Annotated in this window: 19 protein-coding genes and 1 pseudogene; 12 read left to right on the forward strand and 8 right to left on the reverse strand. The window is 69.8% G+C overall.

The window, feature by feature from the left end:
- Positions 1-5: 5 nt before the first annotated feature.
- Genes KHU32_RS08275 through KHU32_RS08285 form a run of 3 tightly spaced genes read left to right on the forward strand, consistent with a single transcriptional unit; the run spans position 6 to position 2,444 of the window.
- On the forward strand, positions 6-482 hold the full coding sequence (locus KHU32_RS08275; RefSeq protein WP_213669514.1) for a chemotaxis protein CheW: 477 nt from the start codon (positions 6-8) through the stop codon (positions 480-482).
- A 28-nt stretch (positions 483-510) separates the two neighbouring features.
- The gene (gene cheB / locus KHU32_RS08280) at positions 511-1,611 is read left to right on the forward strand and encodes a chemotaxis-specific protein-glutamate methyltransferase CheB (RefSeq protein ID WP_249680613.1); all 1,101 of its coding nucleotides are present in this window, start codon (positions 511-513) and stop codon (positions 1,609-1,611) included.
- Positions 1,608-2,444 (forward strand): CheR family methyltransferase, encoded by an 837-nt coding sequence (locus KHU32_RS08285; RefSeq protein ID WP_213669515.1) that lies wholly within the window; start codon positions 1,608-1,610, stop codon positions 2,442-2,444. Before cheB ends, KHU32_RS08285 begins: the two co-directional genes overlap by 4 nt.
- A gap of 1 nt (position 2,445) precedes the next feature.
- Here KHU32_RS08285 and KHU32_RS08290 read toward each other — a convergent pair whose 3' ends face one another.
- From KHU32_RS08290 to KHU32_RS08300, 3 genes are all read right to left on the reverse strand, one after another.
- A complete protein-coding gene (locus KHU32_RS08290) occupies positions 2,446-3,288 on the reverse strand; it encodes a LysR family transcriptional regulator (protein WP_213669516.1) in 843 nt (280 codons plus the stop codon).
- A 122-nt stretch (positions 3,289-3,410) separates the two neighbouring features.
- Entirely contained in the window at positions 3,411-4,151 is a 741-nt protein-coding gene (locus KHU32_RS08295) for a DUF2076 domain-containing protein (protein ID WP_213669517.1), read from the reverse strand.
- 107 nt (positions 4,152-4,258) lie between these two features.
- Positions 4,259-4,669 (reverse strand): CoA-binding protein, encoded by a 411-nt coding sequence (locus tag KHU32_RS08300; protein ID WP_213669518.1) that lies wholly within the window; start codon positions 4,667-4,669, stop codon positions 4,259-4,261.
- 62 nt (positions 4,670-4,731) lie between these two features.
- Here KHU32_RS08300 and KHU32_RS08305 point away from each other — a divergent pair, with 62 nt between their 5' ends.
- Positions 4,732-5,547: a S49 family peptidase gene (locus KHU32_RS08305; RefSeq protein WP_213669519.1), complete on the forward strand. Its 816-nt coding sequence runs from the start codon at positions 4,732-4,734 to the stop codon at positions 5,545-5,547.
- Positions 5,548-5,559: 12 nt separating this feature from the next.
- Here the strand turns inward: KHU32_RS08305 and KHU32_RS08310 are convergent, their stop codons facing one another.
- Complete coding sequence (locus KHU32_RS08310) at positions 5,560-5,970, reverse strand: ketosteroid isomerase-related protein (RefSeq protein WP_213669520.1); 411 nt, start codon at positions 5,968-5,970, stop codon at positions 5,560-5,562.
- On the reverse strand, positions 5,967-6,635 hold the full coding sequence (locus KHU32_RS08315; RefSeq protein WP_213669521.1) for an aspartate/glutamate racemase family protein: 669 nt from the start codon (positions 6,633-6,635) through the stop codon (positions 5,967-5,969). The genes KHU32_RS08310 and KHU32_RS08315 overlap by 4 nt, the downstream gene beginning before the upstream one ends.
- Positions 6,636-6,704: 69 nt before the next feature.
- On the opposite strand from KHU32_RS08315, the gene KHU32_RS08320 reads away from it, so the two are divergent.
- The 3 genes from KHU32_RS08320 to mtnA all read left to right on the forward strand — a co-directional run bounded on the left by KHU32_RS08320 (position 6,705) and on the right by mtnA (position 8,980).
- A complete protein-coding gene (locus KHU32_RS08320) occupies positions 6,705-7,124 on the forward strand; it encodes a DUF983 domain-containing protein (protein WP_213669522.1) in 420 nt (139 codons plus the stop codon).
- A 4-nt stretch (positions 7,125-7,128) separates the two neighbouring features.
- A complete protein-coding gene (locus KHU32_RS08325) occupies positions 7,129-7,599 on the forward strand; it encodes a UPF0262 family protein (protein ID WP_213669523.1) in 471 nt (156 codons plus the stop codon).
- A 301-nt stretch (positions 7,600-7,900) separates the two neighbouring features.
- Positions 7,901-8,980 (forward strand): S-methyl-5-thioribose-1-phosphate isomerase, encoded by a 1,080-nt coding sequence (gene mtnA / locus KHU32_RS08330; protein WP_213669524.1) that lies wholly within the window; start codon positions 7,901-7,903, stop codon positions 8,978-8,980.
- Between the two features lie 55 nt (positions 8,981-9,035).
- Here the strand turns inward: mtnA and KHU32_RS08335 are convergent, their stop codons facing one another.
- The gene (locus tag KHU32_RS08335; protein WP_213669525.1) at positions 9,036-9,254 is read right to left on the reverse strand and encodes a hypothetical protein; all 219 of its coding nucleotides are present in this window, start codon (positions 9,252-9,254) and stop codon (positions 9,036-9,038) included.
- Between the two features lie 161 nt (positions 9,255-9,415).
- Between KHU32_RS08335 and KHU32_RS08340 the strand changes: the two genes are divergently transcribed.
- The 3 genes from KHU32_RS08340 to KHU32_RS08350 are packed head-to-tail and all read left to right on the forward strand — an operon-like array spanning position 9,416 to position 11,717.
- The gene (locus KHU32_RS08340) at positions 9,416-10,270 is read left to right on the forward strand and encodes a transporter substrate-binding domain-containing protein (RefSeq protein ID WP_213669526.1); all 855 of its coding nucleotides are present in this window, start codon (positions 9,416-9,418) and stop codon (positions 10,268-10,270) included.
- Positions 10,271-10,325: 55 nt separating this feature from the next.
- A complete protein-coding gene (locus KHU32_RS08345; protein WP_213669527.1) occupies positions 10,326-11,006 on the forward strand; it encodes an amino acid ABC transporter permease in 681 nt (226 codons plus the stop codon).
- Positions 11,007-11,045: 39 nt separating this feature from the next.
- Positions 11,046-11,717 (forward strand): amino acid ABC transporter permease, encoded by a 672-nt coding sequence (locus tag KHU32_RS08350; RefSeq protein ID WP_213669528.1) that lies wholly within the window; start codon positions 11,046-11,048, stop codon positions 11,715-11,717.
- 49 nt (positions 11,718-11,766) lie between these two features.
- Here KHU32_RS08350 and KHU32_RS23045 read toward each other — a convergent pair.
- Both KHU32_RS23045 and KHU32_RS08355 read right to left on the reverse strand, forming a co-directional pair.
- Positions 11,767-11,903: pseudogene (locus KHU32_RS23045) on the reverse strand (IS5/IS1182 family transposase); the annotation flags it as partial.
- Positions 11,904-11,933: 30 nt separating this feature from the next.
- Complete coding sequence (locus KHU32_RS08355) at positions 11,934-12,632, reverse strand: IclR family transcriptional regulator (RefSeq protein ID WP_213669529.1); 699 nt, start codon at positions 12,630-12,632, stop codon at positions 11,934-11,936.
- 235 nt (positions 12,633-12,867) lie between these two features.
- Between KHU32_RS08355 and KHU32_RS08360 the strand changes: the two genes are divergently transcribed.
- Together KHU32_RS08360 and KHU32_RS08365 are read left to right on the forward strand one after the other, a co-directional pair.
- Positions 12,868-14,445 (forward strand): ABC transporter substrate-binding protein, encoded by a 1,578-nt coding sequence (locus KHU32_RS08360; RefSeq protein ID WP_213669530.1) that lies wholly within the window; start codon positions 12,868-12,870, stop codon positions 14,443-14,445.
- Positions 14,442-15,791, forward strand: coding sequence for an amidohydrolase family protein (locus tag KHU32_RS08365; RefSeq protein ID WP_213669531.1), 1,350 nt, complete (start codon positions 14,442-14,444; stop codon positions 15,789-15,791). The genes KHU32_RS08360 and KHU32_RS08365 overlap by 4 nt, the downstream gene beginning before the upstream one ends.
- The last annotated feature ends 51 nt before the right edge of the window (positions 15,792-15,842 follow it).

Below are 15,842 nucleotides of genomic sequence, written 5' to 3' on the forward strand. Positions count from 1 at the left end.
TGACCATGCAGACCGCTTCCTCGCCGCTTTCAGGGGCGCGCCCGCCCGGTGCCGAGGCCGCTGGCATGATGCTGACGCTGACCGTGGCCGAGCAGCTTTGCGGCGTGCCCGTGCTCTCGGTCCGCGACGTGCTGGGCGTGCAGGTGATCACGCGCATCCCGCTGGCGCCGCGCGAGGTGGCGGGGAGCCTTAACCTACGCGGCCGCATTGTGACCGCCGTCGATTTGCGCAGCCGGCTCGGCCTGCCGGCGCGCGACGACGGCAAGGGGGCCATGTCCGTCGTGGTGGAGGTCGGTGGGGAGCTCTACAGCCTGCTGGCGGATCAGGTGGGCGAGGTGCTGACGCTCAATGCCGAGGAGCGCGCGCCCAATCCGCCGACGCTGGATGCGGCCTGGTGCGGCTTCTCGCTCGGCGTGCATCGGCTGGGCGACCAGCTGCTCGTGCTGCTGGACGTCGAGCGGCTGCTGGAGTTGAGCGCGTGAGTCGGTCGTGCGCTGAGTTCCGCTTCGCATGAGCATCATCCAGCCGCCGCCCCTGCGCGTCATGCTCTGCGACGACAGTTCCACGGTGCGCTCGGCCCTGGCGCGCCTGCTCGAAACCGATCCGGGCATCCGCATCGTGGCGCGCGTCGGCGACGGCGCGCAGGCGCTGGCGGCGCTGGACCGGGCTGCGCCGCCCGACCGCGCGCAGGTCGTGCTGCTCGACCTCGAGATGCCGGTGATGGACGGCATGACCGCGCTGCCGCTGATCCTGCAGCGGGAGCCGCGGCCCGTCGTCATCGTCGCGAGCGCGCTGACCCAGCGCGGGGCCGGCGCCACCATGGCGGCGCTGCGCGCCGGCGCCTCCGATTACATCCCGAAGCCCGGCGCCTCCGCAGGCGCGCTGGCCGATCCGCATTTTCGCGGCGAGCTGCTGGCCAAGGTAAAGGGCTGGGCGCGGCTCGGGCAGAAGCCGGCCGCGCGTCCCGCGGTGATGCCCGCCCCGGCCGCCCGGCCTTCCGTCCCTCGCGTGCGGACGGGCCTGCGCGCCGTCGTGCCGACGGTCGTCTGCATCGGCAGCTCCACCGGCGGCCCGCAGGCGCTGGCCGCGCTGATCCGGCGCCTGCCGCGGCAGCCGGCAGTGCCGATGCTGGTCGTGCAGCACATGCCGCGGGGATTTACCGCGATGCTCGCGCAGCATCTCGACACGCTCGGCGGCCCTCCTGTCAGCGAGGCGCGGGAGGGCGATGTGCTGGAAGCGGGTCGCATCTTCGTGGCACCGGGGGACCGGCACCTCCTGACGCGGGCCGAGGGCGAGCAGGTGCTGCTGCGCCTTTCGGAAGCGCCGCCGGAGAATTTCTGCCGCCCGGCGGTGGATCCCACGCTGCGCAGCCTCGTCGCGACCTTCGGGCATTCCGTCCAGGCCGTGATCCTCACCGGCATGGGGCAGGACGGGCTGGCCGGCTGCCAGCTCGTCGCGCGGGCGGAAGGCCAGGTCTGGGCGCAGGACGAGGCCTCCTCCGTCGTCTGGGGCATGCCGGGCGCCGTGGCGCGCGCCGGCCTGGCGGCCGAGCAGGGGACGCCGGAAAGCCTCGGCGATGCCCTGGCCAAGCTCTGCGGGAGACGCGCTTGATCGCCTCGACCTTCGATTTCCTGGCGGCGGTCGTGAAGGACCGCACCGGCGGCGTGATCGGCGCGGACCAGCGCTACATGCTGGAAACGCGCCTTGCGCCGCTGCTGAAGCGCGAGGCGCTGCGCGACCTCGACGCCCTGCCCGCCCGCCTGAGAGCGCCGCAGGGCGAGGCTCTGGCGCAGGAGATGGCCGAGCTTCTCACGACGAACGAAAGCAGCTTCTTTCGCGACGGCCGCCCCTTCGATCATCTCCGCCCCCTGCTGCGCGGCCTGCATGCGGCGCGGCCGGCGGGGCAGCCGCTGCGCCTCTGGTCGGCCGCCTGCTCCACCGGGCAGGAGGCCTATTCGATGGCGATCATCCTGGCCGAGCTGGCCGAAGGCGATCCGGGGTTTCGGGGACGGCGCGTGGAGATCCTGGGGACGGATATCTCCGCCCGCGTCATCGGGCGCGCCCGCGCGGGCGTCTTCACGCCCTTCGAGGTGCAGCGGGGACTGCCCGCCGCCACGCTGACGCGGCGCTTCCAGGAGGAAGGCGCGCAGTGGCGCGTGAAGCCCGAGGTCGCGGCCTGCTGCCGTTTCGAGCGCGCCAATCTTCTCGCCGACCTGCGCGGCTTCGGCCGCTTCGACGTGATCTTCTGCCGCAACGTGCTGATCTATTTCGACGTGCCGACCAAGGCGCGCGTCCTGCGGGGGCTGGCGCAGCAGCTGGTGGCGGATGGCGCGCTCTATCTGGGGGCGGCGGAAACGGCGATCGGCCTTACCGACGCTCTCGTCCCGCACGCCACGGAGCGCGGCGTCTACGGTCTCGCCGCGCCGCAGCGCCTTCCGGCCTGATTCAGCTGACCGCGCGCAGGTCGTTCAGCAGCGGCTCGACCAGGGGCGACTGCCCCGCGGCATCGCCGAAGAGGCACATTTCCGCGGTGCCGAGCGGGGGCAGGCCTTCCAGCTCCACGAGCCCGTCCGGCAGGCCGGTGCGCCCCATCACGGTTGCCGCGAAGCCGGCCTGCGCAGCGGCGGCAATGCCCATCAGGCTCGGCGAGGTATAGACCACGTCGAGGGCGATCCCGGCGCGCGAGAGCGCCGTCAGCGCACGGTCGCGGAACATGCAGCCCTGCGGCAGCATGGCCAGCGGCAGGGGACGTTCGTGCGGGATCACGAAATCGCGGCTGGCCACCCAGACCACGGCTTCGGTGAAGATGACGCGCCCCTCGGTCTCGCCGTCGCGGCGCTTGCCGAGCACGAGGTCCAGCTCCTCCCGGGCCAGGGCCGCGCGCAGCTCGTGGCTGCGGCCGACCTCGACCTCGATGCGGACCTCGGGCCAGGTGCGGGCGAAGCGCGCCAGGGTGGGGGCGAGGTGCCGCGGCACGAAATGGTCGGCCACGCCGAGCCTCAGCCGGCCCGAGACGGGCGGGGCCACGAATTGCCGCACTGCCTCCTCGTTGAGGGCCAGCATGCGGCGGGCATAGGCCAGCAGGGATTCGCCCTCGCGCGTCAGCGTTACCTGCTTCGCGCCACGGGTGAAGACGGGCTTGCCCAGCAGCTCCTCGAGCCGCTTCACCTTCAGGCTGATGGCCGACTGCGTGAGGCCGAGGGCCTGCCCCGCGAGGGTGAAGCCCCCGCGCTCGGCCACGGTGACGAAGCCGCGCAGCAGGTCGAGGTCTAGATCCGGGACGCGCATCCCGTCCTTATCGGCCCAAGGGGGCCGGGAGGGCTAGAGCGGCCCGCGCCGGGCCGGGAGAGGTGCAGGCCCGGCGCAGAAGGCCCTTCACGAAAAAGGGCGGCCGGAGCCGCCCTTTCGCCTCACACGTCGTCGTAACCGCCGCCGTCGTCGTAGCCGCCGGAAGCGTCGTTGTCGTAGCCGCCGCCATCGTCGTAGCCGGCGCCCGTCGCATCCTGCTGGCCCCAACCGGAGTTGGAAGCGGCCGCGCCGGGATCGGTCCAGGCGGAGGAGGCCGGCACCGCCTCATTGCCGAAGCTGCCCGCGCCGGCGCTCGAGGCGGCCTGGGCCGCGCCGCCACCGCCACTGAAGGCGTTCATCAGCATGTTGCCGACCACGAGGCCGCCGGCCACGCCGGCCGCGGTGGTGAGCGCCGTGCCCAGGAAGCCCGAACCGCCCCGCGCGCCCTGGATGGCCTGCGGGTTGTAGTTCGGCGGATATTGCGGCTGGGGCGGCGGGGGCATCGGCGCCGGGCGCGAGCTGCCGAGGCCGAAGAGGCCGCGGCTCTGCGAGGCCTGGGCCTGGCGCGTCGCGTTCTCCAGCTCCCACTCCAGCTGCTGGATGCGGTTCTGCGCCTCGATCAGCGCGTGCTCCTGCACGAAGGCAGTCTGCGTGATGCGGAAGCGCGCCTCGGGGTAGCGGCTGAAGAGGTCGGCGATGAGCGCGTCGGCCGCGGGCTCCACGGGCGGCAGGGGCGCCTGCTGCGGACCGGTGGAGGGGATGCGGCTGCCCCAGGGGCTGCTGCTGGAAGCCGGCGCCGGTCGCGAATATCCGGCAACCCGCGTCACGTAGTCCGAAATGATCCGGCGTTCGTCTTCAGTCATGGGATCCTTCCCTCCGAAGGGCGATTCGGGCTGCCCTTCCGCGCGCAGACGTGGCCCGATCGCGGCTCGAATTCAAGAACTGTACAAACAGTAATCAAACGTCCAGCTTATCCGATCCGGGGCGGAAGCCCGAGCCGCCGCCACTCGATGACCGGGCAGCGGTCCATGACGATTTCCACCTTCTGCGCGCGGGCGCGCTCGGCCGCCGGCTCATTCACCACACCGAGCTGCAGCCAGACCGCCCGGGCGCCGAGGCTCACCGCCTCGTCGACCACGTCGCCCGCTTCCGCGCTGCGCCGGAACACATCCACCAGATCGAGCGGACCAGCCTCGGCGAGGCTGGCCACGACCTTGCGGCCGTGGATCTCCTTGCCGGCCAGCACCGGGTTCACCGGCGTCACGTCGTAGCCGCGGTCGAGCAGGAAGCGCATCACCTCGTTGGAGGCGCGGTCGGGCCGGTCGGAGGCGCCGACCAGCGCGATGCGCCGGGTGGAGAGCAGCAGGTCTTGGATGTCCATGGGATCCTCCAGTCGGGCAGGCGGGGGTTGTTCCCGCGCGGCGGGCCGGCAAGTCTGACGGTATGTGGTATCCGTTCCGGCCTCGCCCACCCCTTGTCGCACTCGTCAGGCTGGAAGGGCTGATCGCGGCGCGCAGCGGGCCATTCGGGGGGCTGAACCTCGCGGGCGTCAACCCGGTGCTCGAGCGCGCCTTCGGCCTGAAGCGCCTGCAGGCGGTGTTCCTCGCCATCAACTCGCCGGGCGGGTCGCCGGTGCAGTCCTCGCTGATCGCGCGGCGCATCCGGCAGCTGGCGGAGGAGAAGAACGTCCCCGTGGTGGCGGTGGCGGAGGATGCGGCGGCTTCGGGCGGCTATTGGCTGGCCTGCGCCGCGGACGAGATCGTGGCCGACCCCGCCTCGGTCCTGGGCTCCATCGGCGTCATCTCTGCCGGCTTCGGCTTCCAGGAGGCGATGGGCCGCCTCGGCATCGAGCGCCGCCTCCGCACCGCGGGAAGCGAGAAATCGCTGAACGATCCGTTCCGCCCGCAGGCGCCACAAGAGGAGGCGCGGCTGGAGGAGCTACTCACGGAGTTGCACACGGAATTCAAGGACTGGGTGCGCTCCCGCCGGGGCGCAAAGCTGAAGGCGCCGGAGGAGCAGCTTTTCACGGGGCGCTTCTGGACCGGCCGCAGGGCACTGGAGCTCGGCCTCTGCGATCGCCTTGGCGATGCGCGGGGCGAGGCCCGCCGCCGCTTCGGCGATAAGGTGCGCGTCGTCACCATCGGGCCGAAGCGCCGCCGCTTTCCGCTCGGCCTCCTGGGTGGCGCCAGCGCGGCGATGGCCTCGGGCATCGCTCAGATTGCGGAGGAGCGCGCGGCCTGGGGCCGGCTCGGCCTCTGATCGCCCTCCTGGCTATTCCCCTTGCGGGATACGCACCTGCGCCAGCCAGTTCTCGAGGTTGTAGTAGTTGGTGACGCGGGCGATCCGGCCATCGCGGATCGCGAAGAAGGCGCCGACCGGCAGCACGTAGCTCTGGCCCTGCGCCGGCGGGAGGCCCGCATCGGCGGCGAGATAGGTGCCGTGGATGGTGAATTCGGCGGCGGCGCGCCGGCCGTCCGGCGTCGCCATCACGACCAGGTCCTCGACCTGCTCGCGGTAGCTCGCCTCCATGCGGCCCAGGAAGGCGCGGAAGGCGTCGCGGCCCGTCTCGCGCGGGCCCTGGTTGACGTCGTGCGCGACGTCGTCCGTGAGGCAGTCCAGCATGCCGGCCCAGTCGCCCGCATTGAAGGCCGCGTAGTAGCGGCGGATCAGCGTCTCGCTCATATCGCCACCGAGGGGATGCGGGCGCCGAGCACAGCCAGGAGCGCGGCGGCGGCGGCGGCCTGGCAGGGCTCGATCACGGGAAGGCCGCTCGCCTCGGCGGCGACGGCGACATGCCCGGCCATGCCGGCGCAGCCCAGGATCACCACCTCGGCGCCACGTTCTTTCAATTCGCGCGCGGCGGCGGCGATGCGGCCCTGCGGCGCGACCGGGTCGGTCAGCACCTCCATCGGCAGGTCCAGCGGGATCCAGGCCGCCATCCGGTCCTCGACGCCGAGGGATTGCAGCGCCCGGCGCTGCCGCGGCAGGGATTTCTGGGTGAAGCCGATGATGCCGAAGCGCTCGGCCCGGGCCATGGCGGCGGTCACCGCGCAGCGGAACATGCCCAGCACCGGCCGGTCGGTCACCGTGCGCACGGCCTCCAGCCCGGGATCGCTCACGCAGCCGATGACATAGGCATCGGCCTCCTCGCGCTCCACTTCGCGGCAGAGCGGCTCGGCCACGCTGAACCAGTCGCGCCAGGTGACAATGGCGGGCGGACCGTCGGTGAGGCGCGTCACGTCGAAGCGCGGAAGGCCGGGAGCGGCGAAGGGCGCCACCGCCTCGGCAATGCCGTCGGTGCAGGAGCGCGACGAGTTCGGATTGATGATCAGGATGCGGCCATGCATTCGGAGAGCATGGCAGGAACGGCCGATTTTTACTATGTTAGGCTGGCAACAGCATATGTGCGGCTCGTCATGACGGATATCGCTGCCACGACCTGGGAACGCAATCGCCCGGCGCCGGCCTCGCCCTACGTTGCGCCGCCTCTGAAGACGGCGATGTGGCGGGGCCTGCGGAACCGCTGCCCGTTCTGCGATCAGGGCAAGGTGTTCAAGGGTTTCCTCCGCGTGGTGGACAATTGCGAGCATTGCGACGCGCCGCTGGGCAAGCTGCGCGCGGATGACGCGCCGCCCTACTTCACGATCTTCATCGCCGGCCACCTCTTCATCCCGCCGGTCCTCTGGATCGAGCGCATCTATTCGCCGCCGATGTGGATCCAGATGTCCGTCTGGGTGCCGCTCTTCGCCATCGCCACGACGCTGCTGCTGCGGCCGGTCAAAGGCGCCACCGTCGGCCTGATGAGCCGTTTTGGTTTCACCCAGCCTCAAGCCTGACAAAGTGGGCGACCGCCGCCTGATCCGCATTGAGCTGCCCGACGCACCGGCGCCGCCTTCGGCCTATGCGGAGGCCGATCGCCGCCAGGCCATCGAGGACCTGCTGCGCGGCAACAGCTTCGATCCCTCCGGCATGGGCGAGGGCCCCTTCGTGCTGCACCTCATGGTACGCGAGGGGCGCCTCATCCTCGACGTGCGTGACGCGGAGGATCACCCGCTGCGGGCCATCATCCTCGTGCTCGGCCCCTTCCGCCGCCTCATCAAGGACTACCTGATGGTGGTCGCGACGCATGAGGAGGCGGTGACCACGGGCGCCATGGATGCCCGCGTGCAGGCCATCGACATGGGCCGGCGTGGCCTCCACAACGAGGCGGCGGAACTGCTGACCCTGCGGCTGGAAGGCCGCATCGCGGTGGATTTCGAGACCGCGCGGCGCCTCTTCACCCTGATCGCGGCGCTGCACCAGCGGGTTTAAGCTTTGGTGACGAACCTTTTCCCGGGCAGCGAGCCGACGCAATATCCGGCCGCGAAGGCGGCCGGCGCCGCCCGTTCCACTTTCCAGCCGGGCGCGCCCGCGGTGCGGCGTAGCCAAGCCGCCGGAGGCGGCGCCCGGCGCTTGAGGGTTTGATGGCCTACCTTTTCCCGGGCAGCGCACCGACGCAGGATCCGGCCGCGAGGGCGGCCGGCGCCGCCCGATCCACTTTCCAGCCGGGCGCACCCGCGGTGCGGCGTAGCCAAGCCGCCGGAGGCGGCGCCCGGCGCTTGAGGGCAAAGACATGAAAATCGACGGCGTTTCCTACCGCAGCGTCTGGCTGGATTCCGATGGCTGGTCGGTGAACATCTTCGACCAGACCAAGCTGCCCTGGCAGGTCGAGGTCCTTCGCCTCACAACCTGGGAGCAGGCCGCACATGCCATCCGCTCCATGCAGGTCCGCGGCGCACCGCTGATCGGCGCCGTCGCCGCCTATGGCGTGGCGCTGGCCATGCGGGCCGAGCCGGGTCGGCTCGACGAGGTGCTGGAGACGCTGAACGAGACGCGGCCGACCGCGATCAACCTCCGCTGGGCGCTGGATCGCCAGAAGGCCGCGCTGCACAACCTGCCGGTCGAGGCGCGGGCCGCCGCCGCCTATGCCGAGGCCGCCGCCATCGCCGATGACGATGCCGAGACCTGCCGCCGCATCGGCGAGAACGGCCTGCCCCTGCTGCGCGAGATCGCGGAGAAGAAGGGTCGGGTGAACGTGCTCACCCATTGCAACGCCGGCTGGCTCGCGACGGTCGACTGGGGCACGGCGCTGGCGCCCATCTACATGGCGCATGATACCGGCCTCGACGTGAAGGTCTGGGTGGACGAGACGCGCCCGCGCAACCAGGGCGCGGCGCTGACGGCCTTCGAGCTCGGCGCGCATGGGGTGAAGCACACGGTGATCGCCGACAATGCCGGCGGCCACTACATGCAGCACGGCGAGGTCGACATCGTGATCGTGGGCACGGACCGCGTGACCCGGACGGGCGATGTCGCCAACAAGATCGGCACCTACCTCAAGGCGCTGGCCGCCCAGGACAATGGCGTGCCCTTCTGGGTCGCGCTGCCGCATTCGACCCTCGACATGCGGGTGCGCGACGGCATCGCGGAAATCCCGATCGAGGAGCGCAGCGGCGCCGAGGTGACGGATATGACGGGCCGCACGGCCGATGGGCGGATCGAGACGGTGCGGGTGGTGTCGGCGGGCAGCCAGGCCGCGAACCCGGCCTTCGACGTGACGCCGGCCCGGCTGGTGACGGGCCTCATCACCGAGCGCGGCCGCAGTGCCGCGACCGAGCAGGGGCTGCTGGAGCTCTATCCCGAGAAGGCCTGACCCGGGAAAGGCCGGGCCTCAGCGCCGGCTCCGATGCTGGGCTCCGAGACGGGGCTCAGCCGAGCTGGTGGTGGATATCCGTCGGGATTTCCGTCCGACCGCGCTCGAGGAAGCGCAGGCCGAGCACGATGAGAAGGCCGCCACCCGCGGCGGCGAAGGCGGCGAAGCCGGGGGCGACGCGCCCCGGCGCCATCCCGTCGGTCAGCAACATGCCGACGACGCCCAGGACGAGGGCAAGGCCGAAAAGAACGAGGCTGAAACCGAAGCGCTGCATGGTGTTGATCTCCTGAGCAGCGTTTTGCCCGAGCGTCCAGGCGGCAAGACGGAAGAAGCAGGGCATTTTTGAGGCAGACGTGCCCGGTGGGCGGGCAAGTTGCGTCTCGCCGTGAAGGCGTGGAAGCTCCGCCCGGAAGTCCAGAAAAGAAGGTGACCAGCATGCGACGTTTCCTCCTCGCCGCGGCACTTGCCGGTACGATGTCAGCCTCCGCCTTTGCGCAAACCCAGGCGCCCCAATCCCAGCCGCCGTTGCGCTGCGGCCTCGACGGCACCTTCGCGCCGCATGCCTTTCCCTCTCTGCAAGGGGGCGTCCAGGGCTTCCAGGTGGACCTCTTCCGGGAGGTCGCGCGCCGTATGGGCCGTGAGCTGTTGATCGAGAGCGCAAGCTTCGCGGGGCTGATCCCGGCGCTCAATGCCGGTCGTTACGATTTCCTCTGCGCCCCCACGACGGTGACGCGCGAGCGCGCGGAGAGCCTGCTCTTCACGGAAGGCTACCTCTGGACCGAGCTGCAATTCGGCATCCGCCGCGGCACGACGCCCATCCGGTCCGAGGAGGATCTGCGTGGCAAGACCATCAGCGTGAACAAGGGCACGCCCTATGAGCAGTGGGTCCGCAACAATGCCGAGCGCCTGAACCTGACGCTCATGGCCTTCGACACCCAGCCGGACGCGGTGCAGGCGGTGATCCAGGGCCGCGCCTATGCCAACCTCTCGGGCAATACGGTCGTGCGGTACAGCGCGAGTCGGACGCCGCAATTCGTTGCCGATTTCGCGCTGCCGGGCACGCGCCTGCATTGGGGCACGCCGTTCCGCCGCGACTCCGGCGCCCTGCGCAACCAGGTCGAGGACGTGCTGACCTGCATGAAGCGGGACGGCACGGTCGCCCGGCTCAGCGAGCGCTGGTTCGGCAACCGTCCGGGTCCCGACCAGGCGGAGGTGATGGAGTTCCCGGGCTACGGCGCGCCTGAGATGCCGGGCTTCGATCCGACCCCGCAGAACCCCACCTGCAGCTGATGGCAGGTGGTAACGGCCCCGGGCGCATGAGGGCGGCATCGGGGCGTCGGTCGGCATGACGGGCTGGGAAAAGTTCGCCGACAGTTTCTTCAATGCGCGCGTCGCGATGGAATACGCGCCGAAGATCCTGGAGGGCCTTGGCCTCACCATCGTGTTGGCGGCGTGCATCATCGCCGCCGGTCTGGTGGCCGGGCTGGTGCTGGCCGTCATCCGCGCGATGGGCGTGCGACCGCTGAACTGGCTCATCATCTTCGTGGTGGACCTGTTCCGCGCGCTGCCGCCCCTGGTCATCATCGTGCTGCTCTTCTTCGGGCTGCCGGCGGCGGGCCTCTCGCTCTCGGGCTTCGCCGCGGCTTGGCTCGCGCTCTCGCTGGTGCTGATGGCCTTCGCCGAGGAGATCTTCTGGGCGGGCATCTCGGCCGTGCCGCGCGGCCAATGGGAGGCCTCGCGCAGCCTGGGCGTGCCCTTTCTGGTAACCTTCGTGCTGGTCATCCTGCCCCAGGCGATACGCATGGTGATCCCGCCGCTGGTGAACCGCACCATCGCCATCACCAAGGGCACGGCGCTGGCCTCCGTGGTCGCGGTGCCGGAGATCCTGGGCGCCGCGCAGGCGGGGGTTTCCTTCTCCTTCAACCCGACCCCGCTCACGCTGGGGGCCATTGCCTATCTGCTGCTCTTCCTGCCGGTCGTGATCTTCGGCCGCTGGGTCGAGACGCGCTTCGCGTGGAAGAGGTAGCGCCATGCGACACAGCGTGAATCGCAAGGGAGGGCACTGATGCAGGGTTTCCTGGACGCCTTCTTCAACGTCGAGATCCTGGCCGAGGCCTGGCCCATCCTGCTCGCGGGCCTGCTGCAGACGCTTCTGCTCTCGGCCCTCGTCGTTCCTCTGGGCTTGATCGGCGGGCTGATCCTGGCGCTGCTCTCCACCGCCAAGACGCGATGGATCCGCTGGCCGCTGATGGCCTGGGTGGACACCTTCCGCGCCCTGCCGCCGCTGGTGCTGCTGATCTTCATCTATGCGGGGCTGCCCTTCGCGGGCTTCGAGGTCTCGGCCTTCACGGCCGTGGCGATCGGCTTCTTCCTCAACACCGGCGCCTATTACGGCGAGGTGATGCGGGCGGGGATCGAGAGCGTGCCCGCCGGCCAGATGGAGGCGGCGCGCTCGCTCGGCCTCTCGCGTGCCAAGGCGATGCGGCTGGTGGTGCTGCCGCAGGCCTTCCGCAACGTGCTGCCGGACCTGATCTCCAACACGCTGGAGGTGGTGAAACTCACCTCCATCGCGGCGGTGGTTGCCTTGCCGGAGCTGCTGTTCCAGGCGAGGCAGGCGCAGAGCGTGACCTACAACGCAACGCCGATCGTGGCGGCTGCGATTGCCTACTTCATCCTGCTGTGGCCGCTGGTGCGGTTGCTCTCGACGCTCGAGAACAGGAAGATCGCCCGGGGGTGAGGGGGAGTTGAGGGGCACTGCCCCTCGCGCCTTCATTTCATTGCACGTCGCGGCCGGCACTCTCTCGGCTCGCCATCAGGGCGGGTTACCAATAGTGCGAAACAGCAGGCGCCGCACGAGGCGCCGGAACCACAAGTAAACCGTCGGCCAAGGCCCAAAATGGACCAGCAGCATCTCCTCATCACATCGCCCGGCTCCCGCGGCGCAGGCTCGCTTTTACCTTGTCGCTCCGAGATGCAGCGACATCGCAGCCGCCTCGTGCAACAGCGTCGACGCTGCCGTGTCGACCGCGGCATCGTCCATGCGATAGCTCGGACCCGTCACACTCAACGCGCCGACGATATGGCCATCGGCATTGAAGATGGGTGCCGCGAGGGCCGTGACATCCGGCTCCAGGGTCGTCCGGGTCAGGCAGTAACCCTGCGGCCCCACCCGACCCTTGACTGCCGCGCCTATGGCGGTCCGTCCCACGGGAACAGATCGGCCGATCCAGGCCGCATGGCGGACGCTGTGACGGCTGAGCACCTGTCTCACATAGAGGACTTCGTCATCCCCATGGGGAAGGCCCAAATTGGCTGTTTCGCCCGTCGCCTCGGCGAGGCGCTCGAGATGGGTTTGCGAAAGATCGTAAAGGTCGACCCCGTGCAACGCGACGGCGCCGATCCTCAGCATGGCCCCGCCCAGCGTGTAGCGACCGTCCGGTAGGCGACGTACCAGGTTTTGAGCTTCCAGCGTCGCCAGCAGTCGCGATGCCGTCGAAACCGGAAGATTGATGGCGCGTGCCGCCTCACTGAGAGTGAGCGTCTGCTGTTCCGCCTGGAAGGCTGACAGTATCTGGAAGGCGCGTCCCACCGCCCGGACCAGGCCCGGCCCCTGAAGCTCGGCCTTGTCGGTGAATGTTGGTGGCTTCTTCATCCCGTCTCCCCGCGCACTTGCCCAAACGGCGTCTCCATCCTGGCTGACCCCTGGGGTGCCCTCAACTCGGCCCGCGGCCCGCGGCCCGCGGCCCGCAGCCCGCAGCCCGCAGGGAATTGACAGATTCTTCAAAAATGGAAATGCTTTCCACCAGGAGGTAAGATCGGTAGAGGCGACAAAGAGCTTCATTCGGTCGAACGCGAGCAGGGCCCACCTTCAGGATGAGGACCCCTAGATGCTACGTCGTTCCCTGATCCGCGGCATGGCCGCGGCGCCCGCTTTGGCCATGCCGGCCCAGCTCCGCTCTGCCACAGCGACCACCCTGCGCTTCGTCCCTGTGGTCGACCTGGCATTTCTCGATCCGATCGTCACCGGTGCCTATGTCACCCGCAATCACGGCTACATGGTCTTCGACACCCTCTACGGGATGGACAGCAACCTCGGCATCTCCCCCCAGATGGTGGAGGGGCATGTCGTCTCGGATGACGACAAGCGCTGGGACCTCACGCTCCGCGAAGGCCTCCTCTGGCACGACGGGACGAAGGTGCTGGCGCGGGACTGCGTCGCCAGCATCCGACGCTGGGCAAAACGGGATGCCTTCGGCGAGGCGCTGCTGGCCGCGACCGACGAGCTCTCGGCCTCCGATGACCGGACCATCCGCTTCCGCCTCAAATATCCCTTCCCGCTGCTGCCGACGGCGCTGGGCAAGGTCTCCGTCACCTGCTGCTTCATGATGCCGGAGCGCCTCGCGAACACCGATGCCTTCCAGCAGGTGCCGGAGATGGTGGGCAGCGGGCCCTTCCGCTTCAGGGCCGACGAGCGGGTGGCGGGCGTCCGCAGCGTCTACGATCGCTTCGAGGGCTATCGGCCGCGCGCCGACGGCGTCAGCGACTGGGTCGCGGGCCCGAAGGTCGTTCACTACGACCGCGTCGTCTGGAGCACGATGCCGGATGCGGCGACCGGCACGGCCGCGGTCCAGGCGGGCGAGCAGGACTGGCAGGAAGCCACCCTGCACGACCTGGTTCCAACCCTCCGGCGAAACCGCAACCTGACGATCGACGTGCTCGACCCCCGCGGCTTCACCTGCCAGATGCGGATGAACTGCCTGCAGCCCCCGTTCGACAATCCCGCCATCCGCCGCGCGGTCATGGGCGCGATCGATCAGGCGGCCTTCGTCACGGCGATCGCCGGCAGCGACCCCGCCTTCCAGCTGACGCCGCTGGGCTTCTTCCCTCCGGGTACTCCCCTGGCCAGCGATGCCGGCGTGGGCGCGCTGAGCGCCCCGCGCGACTATGACCGGGTCAGGCGCGATCTCGCGGCCGCCGGCTACAAGGGCGAGAAGGTCGTGCTCCTCGTCCCCGCCGATTCCTTCTCGCAGAAGGCTTTGGGGGACGTCGCAGCCGGGCTGCTGCGAGAGGCGGGCATGAACGTCGAGTACACCGCCCTCGACTTCGGATCGGTCCTGCAGCGGCGCAACCGCCGGACGCCGGTCGAGGAGGGCGGCTGGAGCCTCTTCGTCATCAATTGGCAGGCCCTGGACTGGATGAACCCCGCCATCCACGCGACCCTGCGCGGCGACGGCGCCTTTCCCGGATGGTTCACCAGCCCGCGCATGGAGGCGTTGCGGGAACGTTGGTTCAGCGCGCCCACCCTCGCGGACCAGCAAAGGGTCAGCCAGGAGATGCAGAGCCTGGCCTTCGAGGAAGTGCCTTTCTATCCCCTGGGCGTCTACCGGCAGCCAACGCTCTATCGGAAGTCCGTGACGAACGTGAACCGCGGCACGCCCACTTTCTGGAGCGTGCGCCCGGCATGAGCGACTCAGCGACCACCGCCGTTTTCGGCAGCTACGTCCTGGCGGAGGAGGACGGCACCCCCGTCGTTCTCCGCGACCACTGGGTCACCATCGAGGGATCGCGGATCGCGGCGGTCGGCCGCGGCCGGCCCCGTGCCGGGCTGGTGCTGGACAGGCCCGGGCGTATCGTGCTGCCCGGCCTGCTCAACCTGCACAATCATTGCTACAGCGAAGGCATCGCGCGCACACACACGGACGATTCAGAGCAGAGCCTGGACGATCTGATCTACCGCGTCCTGATGCCGCTCTCGCTTCGGGGGATCGAGATGCTGTCCGCCGGGGAGCGGCTGGCGGTCGCCCGCCTGGGCATCCTGCAACTCATCAAGGGGGGATCGGCCACCGTCATGGAGCCGTTCCGCGACGGCATCCCCGAGATGTTCGACGCCGCTTCCGAGATGGGGCTGCGCTTCTACGGCGCGCCCTATGTCTATTCGGACCCCCATGAATCCTCGAGCGACAGCTACGACCGCTGGAATGCGCTCCACGCGCGCTGGGACGGCGAGGATGAAGGCCGCATCCGCGTCGCCATGAGTCCCCATGCCACGGATACCTGTGGCCAGGACCTGCTGCGCCTGGCTGTCGGACGCGCGCGCGAGCTGGGGACGCCCATCACCCTGCACCTGGCCCAGAGCGCGCAGGAGGTCGCGGCCATTGCCGAAAGGGCCTCCGGCCGCACGCCGGCCGAGTACCTCGATTGGCTGGGCGTTCTGGGCCCTGATCTCCTCGCGGCTCATTGCGTGCGATGCACCGATGACGATCTGGATCTGATGGCCCGGCGCGACGTCACCGTCCTGAATTGCCCACGAACCCTGGCGCGTGCGGGGGTGCCGGCCCCCTACGCGCGGTTCGCTTCGCGAGGGGTGAGGACGGTCGTGGCCACCGATGGCTACGACATGGACCTTCTTGGGGAGCTCGGAGCCGCGGCGATGCTATCGAAATGCCTGGCTGGCCGCTCTGACGTGGCGACAGCGCCAGAGCTCATCAGGGCGGTGACACGCGACGCCGCGGCGGCGTTGAACCGCCCCGACCTCGGCCGAATTTGCGCCGGTGCTGCCGCCGACGTCACGATCGTGGATCTGTCGCACCCTCATCTGCAGCCCCTGCATGATCCGCTCAGGGCGCTCGTCGCACTGGCGAACAGGGCCAATATTGACGGCGTGATGGTTGCCGGCCGTTTGCTGCTGAACGAAGGAAGGCTGCTCGCGGCGGATGAGGACGACATTGTGGCCTCCGGTGCCGCCGCGATCAGGAGGGTTTGGGAACATCCTGAGTCGCGCTCCGCTTTGCGATTGGATGACCTGCGATAGGGACGGCACCACACGATAGCCCGAGCAGCTGCGTTCGGTTCCGCTCACCGG

Source organism: Roseococcus pinisoli (genome assembly GCF_018413645.1).
Classification (GTDB): domain Bacteria; phylum Pseudomonadota; class Alphaproteobacteria; order Acetobacterales; family Acetobacteraceae; genus Roseococcus; species Roseococcus pinisoli.

Excerpts from the sequence above, each read along its gene's own strand:
- KHU32_RS08300 (WP_213669518.1), bottom strand. The coding sequence starts at position 4,669 with ATGGACATCCAAGACCTGCTGCTCTCCACCCGGCGCATCGCGCTGGTC.
- KHU32_RS08365 (WP_213669531.1), top strand. The coding sequence starts at position 14,442 with ATGAGCGACTCAGCGACCACCGCCGTTTTCGGCAGCTACGTCCTGGCG.
- KHU32_RS08295 (WP_213669517.1), bottom strand. The coding sequence starts at position 4,151 with ATGACTGAAGACGAACGCCGGATCATTTCGGACTACGTGACGCGGGTT.
- KHU32_RS08320 (WP_213669522.1), top strand. The coding sequence starts at position 6,705 with ATGACGGATATCGCTGCCACGACCTGGGAACGCAATCGCCCGGCGCCG.
- KHU32_RS08310 (WP_213669520.1), bottom strand. The coding sequence starts at position 5,970 with ATGAGCGAGACGCTGATCCGCCGCTACTACGCGGCCTTCAATGCGGGC.
- KHU32_RS08340 (WP_213669526.1), top strand. The coding sequence starts at position 9,416 with ATGCGACGTTTCCTCCTCGCCGCGGCACTTGCCGGTACGATGTCAGCC.
- KHU32_RS08290 (WP_213669516.1), bottom strand. The coding sequence starts at position 3,288 with ATGCGCGTCCCGGATCTAGACCTCGACCTGCTGCGCGGCTTCGTCACC.
- KHU32_RS08335 (WP_213669525.1), bottom strand. The coding sequence starts at position 9,254 with ATGCAGCGCTTCGGTTTCAGCCTCGTTCTTTTCGGCCTTGCCCTCGTC.
- KHU32_RS08360 (WP_213669530.1), top strand. The coding sequence starts at position 12,868 with ATGCTACGTCGTTCCCTGATCCGCGGCATGGCCGCGGCGCCCGCTTTG.
- KHU32_RS08345 (WP_213669527.1), top strand. The coding sequence starts at position 10,326 with ATGACGGGCTGGGAAAAGTTCGCCGACAGTTTCTTCAATGCGCGCGTC.
- KHU32_RS08275 (WP_213669514.1), top strand. The coding sequence starts at position 6 with ATGCAGACCGCTTCCTCGCCGCTTTCAGGGGCGCGCCCGCCCGGTGCC.
- KHU32_RS08315 (WP_213669521.1), bottom strand. The coding sequence starts at position 6,635 with ATGCATGGCCGCATCCTGATCATCAATCCGAACTCGTCGCGCTCCTGC.
- KHU32_RS08350 (WP_213669528.1), top strand. The coding sequence starts at position 11,046 with ATGCAGGGTTTCCTGGACGCCTTCTTCAACGTCGAGATCCTGGCCGAG.
- KHU32_RS08355 (WP_213669529.1), bottom strand. The coding sequence starts at position 12,632 with ATGAAGAAGCCACCAACATTCACCGACAAGGCCGAGCTTCAGGGGCCG.
- mtnA (WP_213669524.1), top strand. The coding sequence starts at position 7,901 with ATGAAAATCGACGGCGTTTCCTACCGCAGCGTCTGGCTGGATTCCGAT.
- cheB (WP_249680613.1), top strand. The coding sequence starts at position 511 with ATGAGCATCATCCAGCCGCCGCCCCTGCGCGTCATGCTCTGCGACGAC.
- KHU32_RS08305 (WP_213669519.1), top strand. The coding sequence starts at position 4,732 with ATGTGGTATCCGTTCCGGCCTCGCCCACCCCTTGTCGCACTCGTCAGG.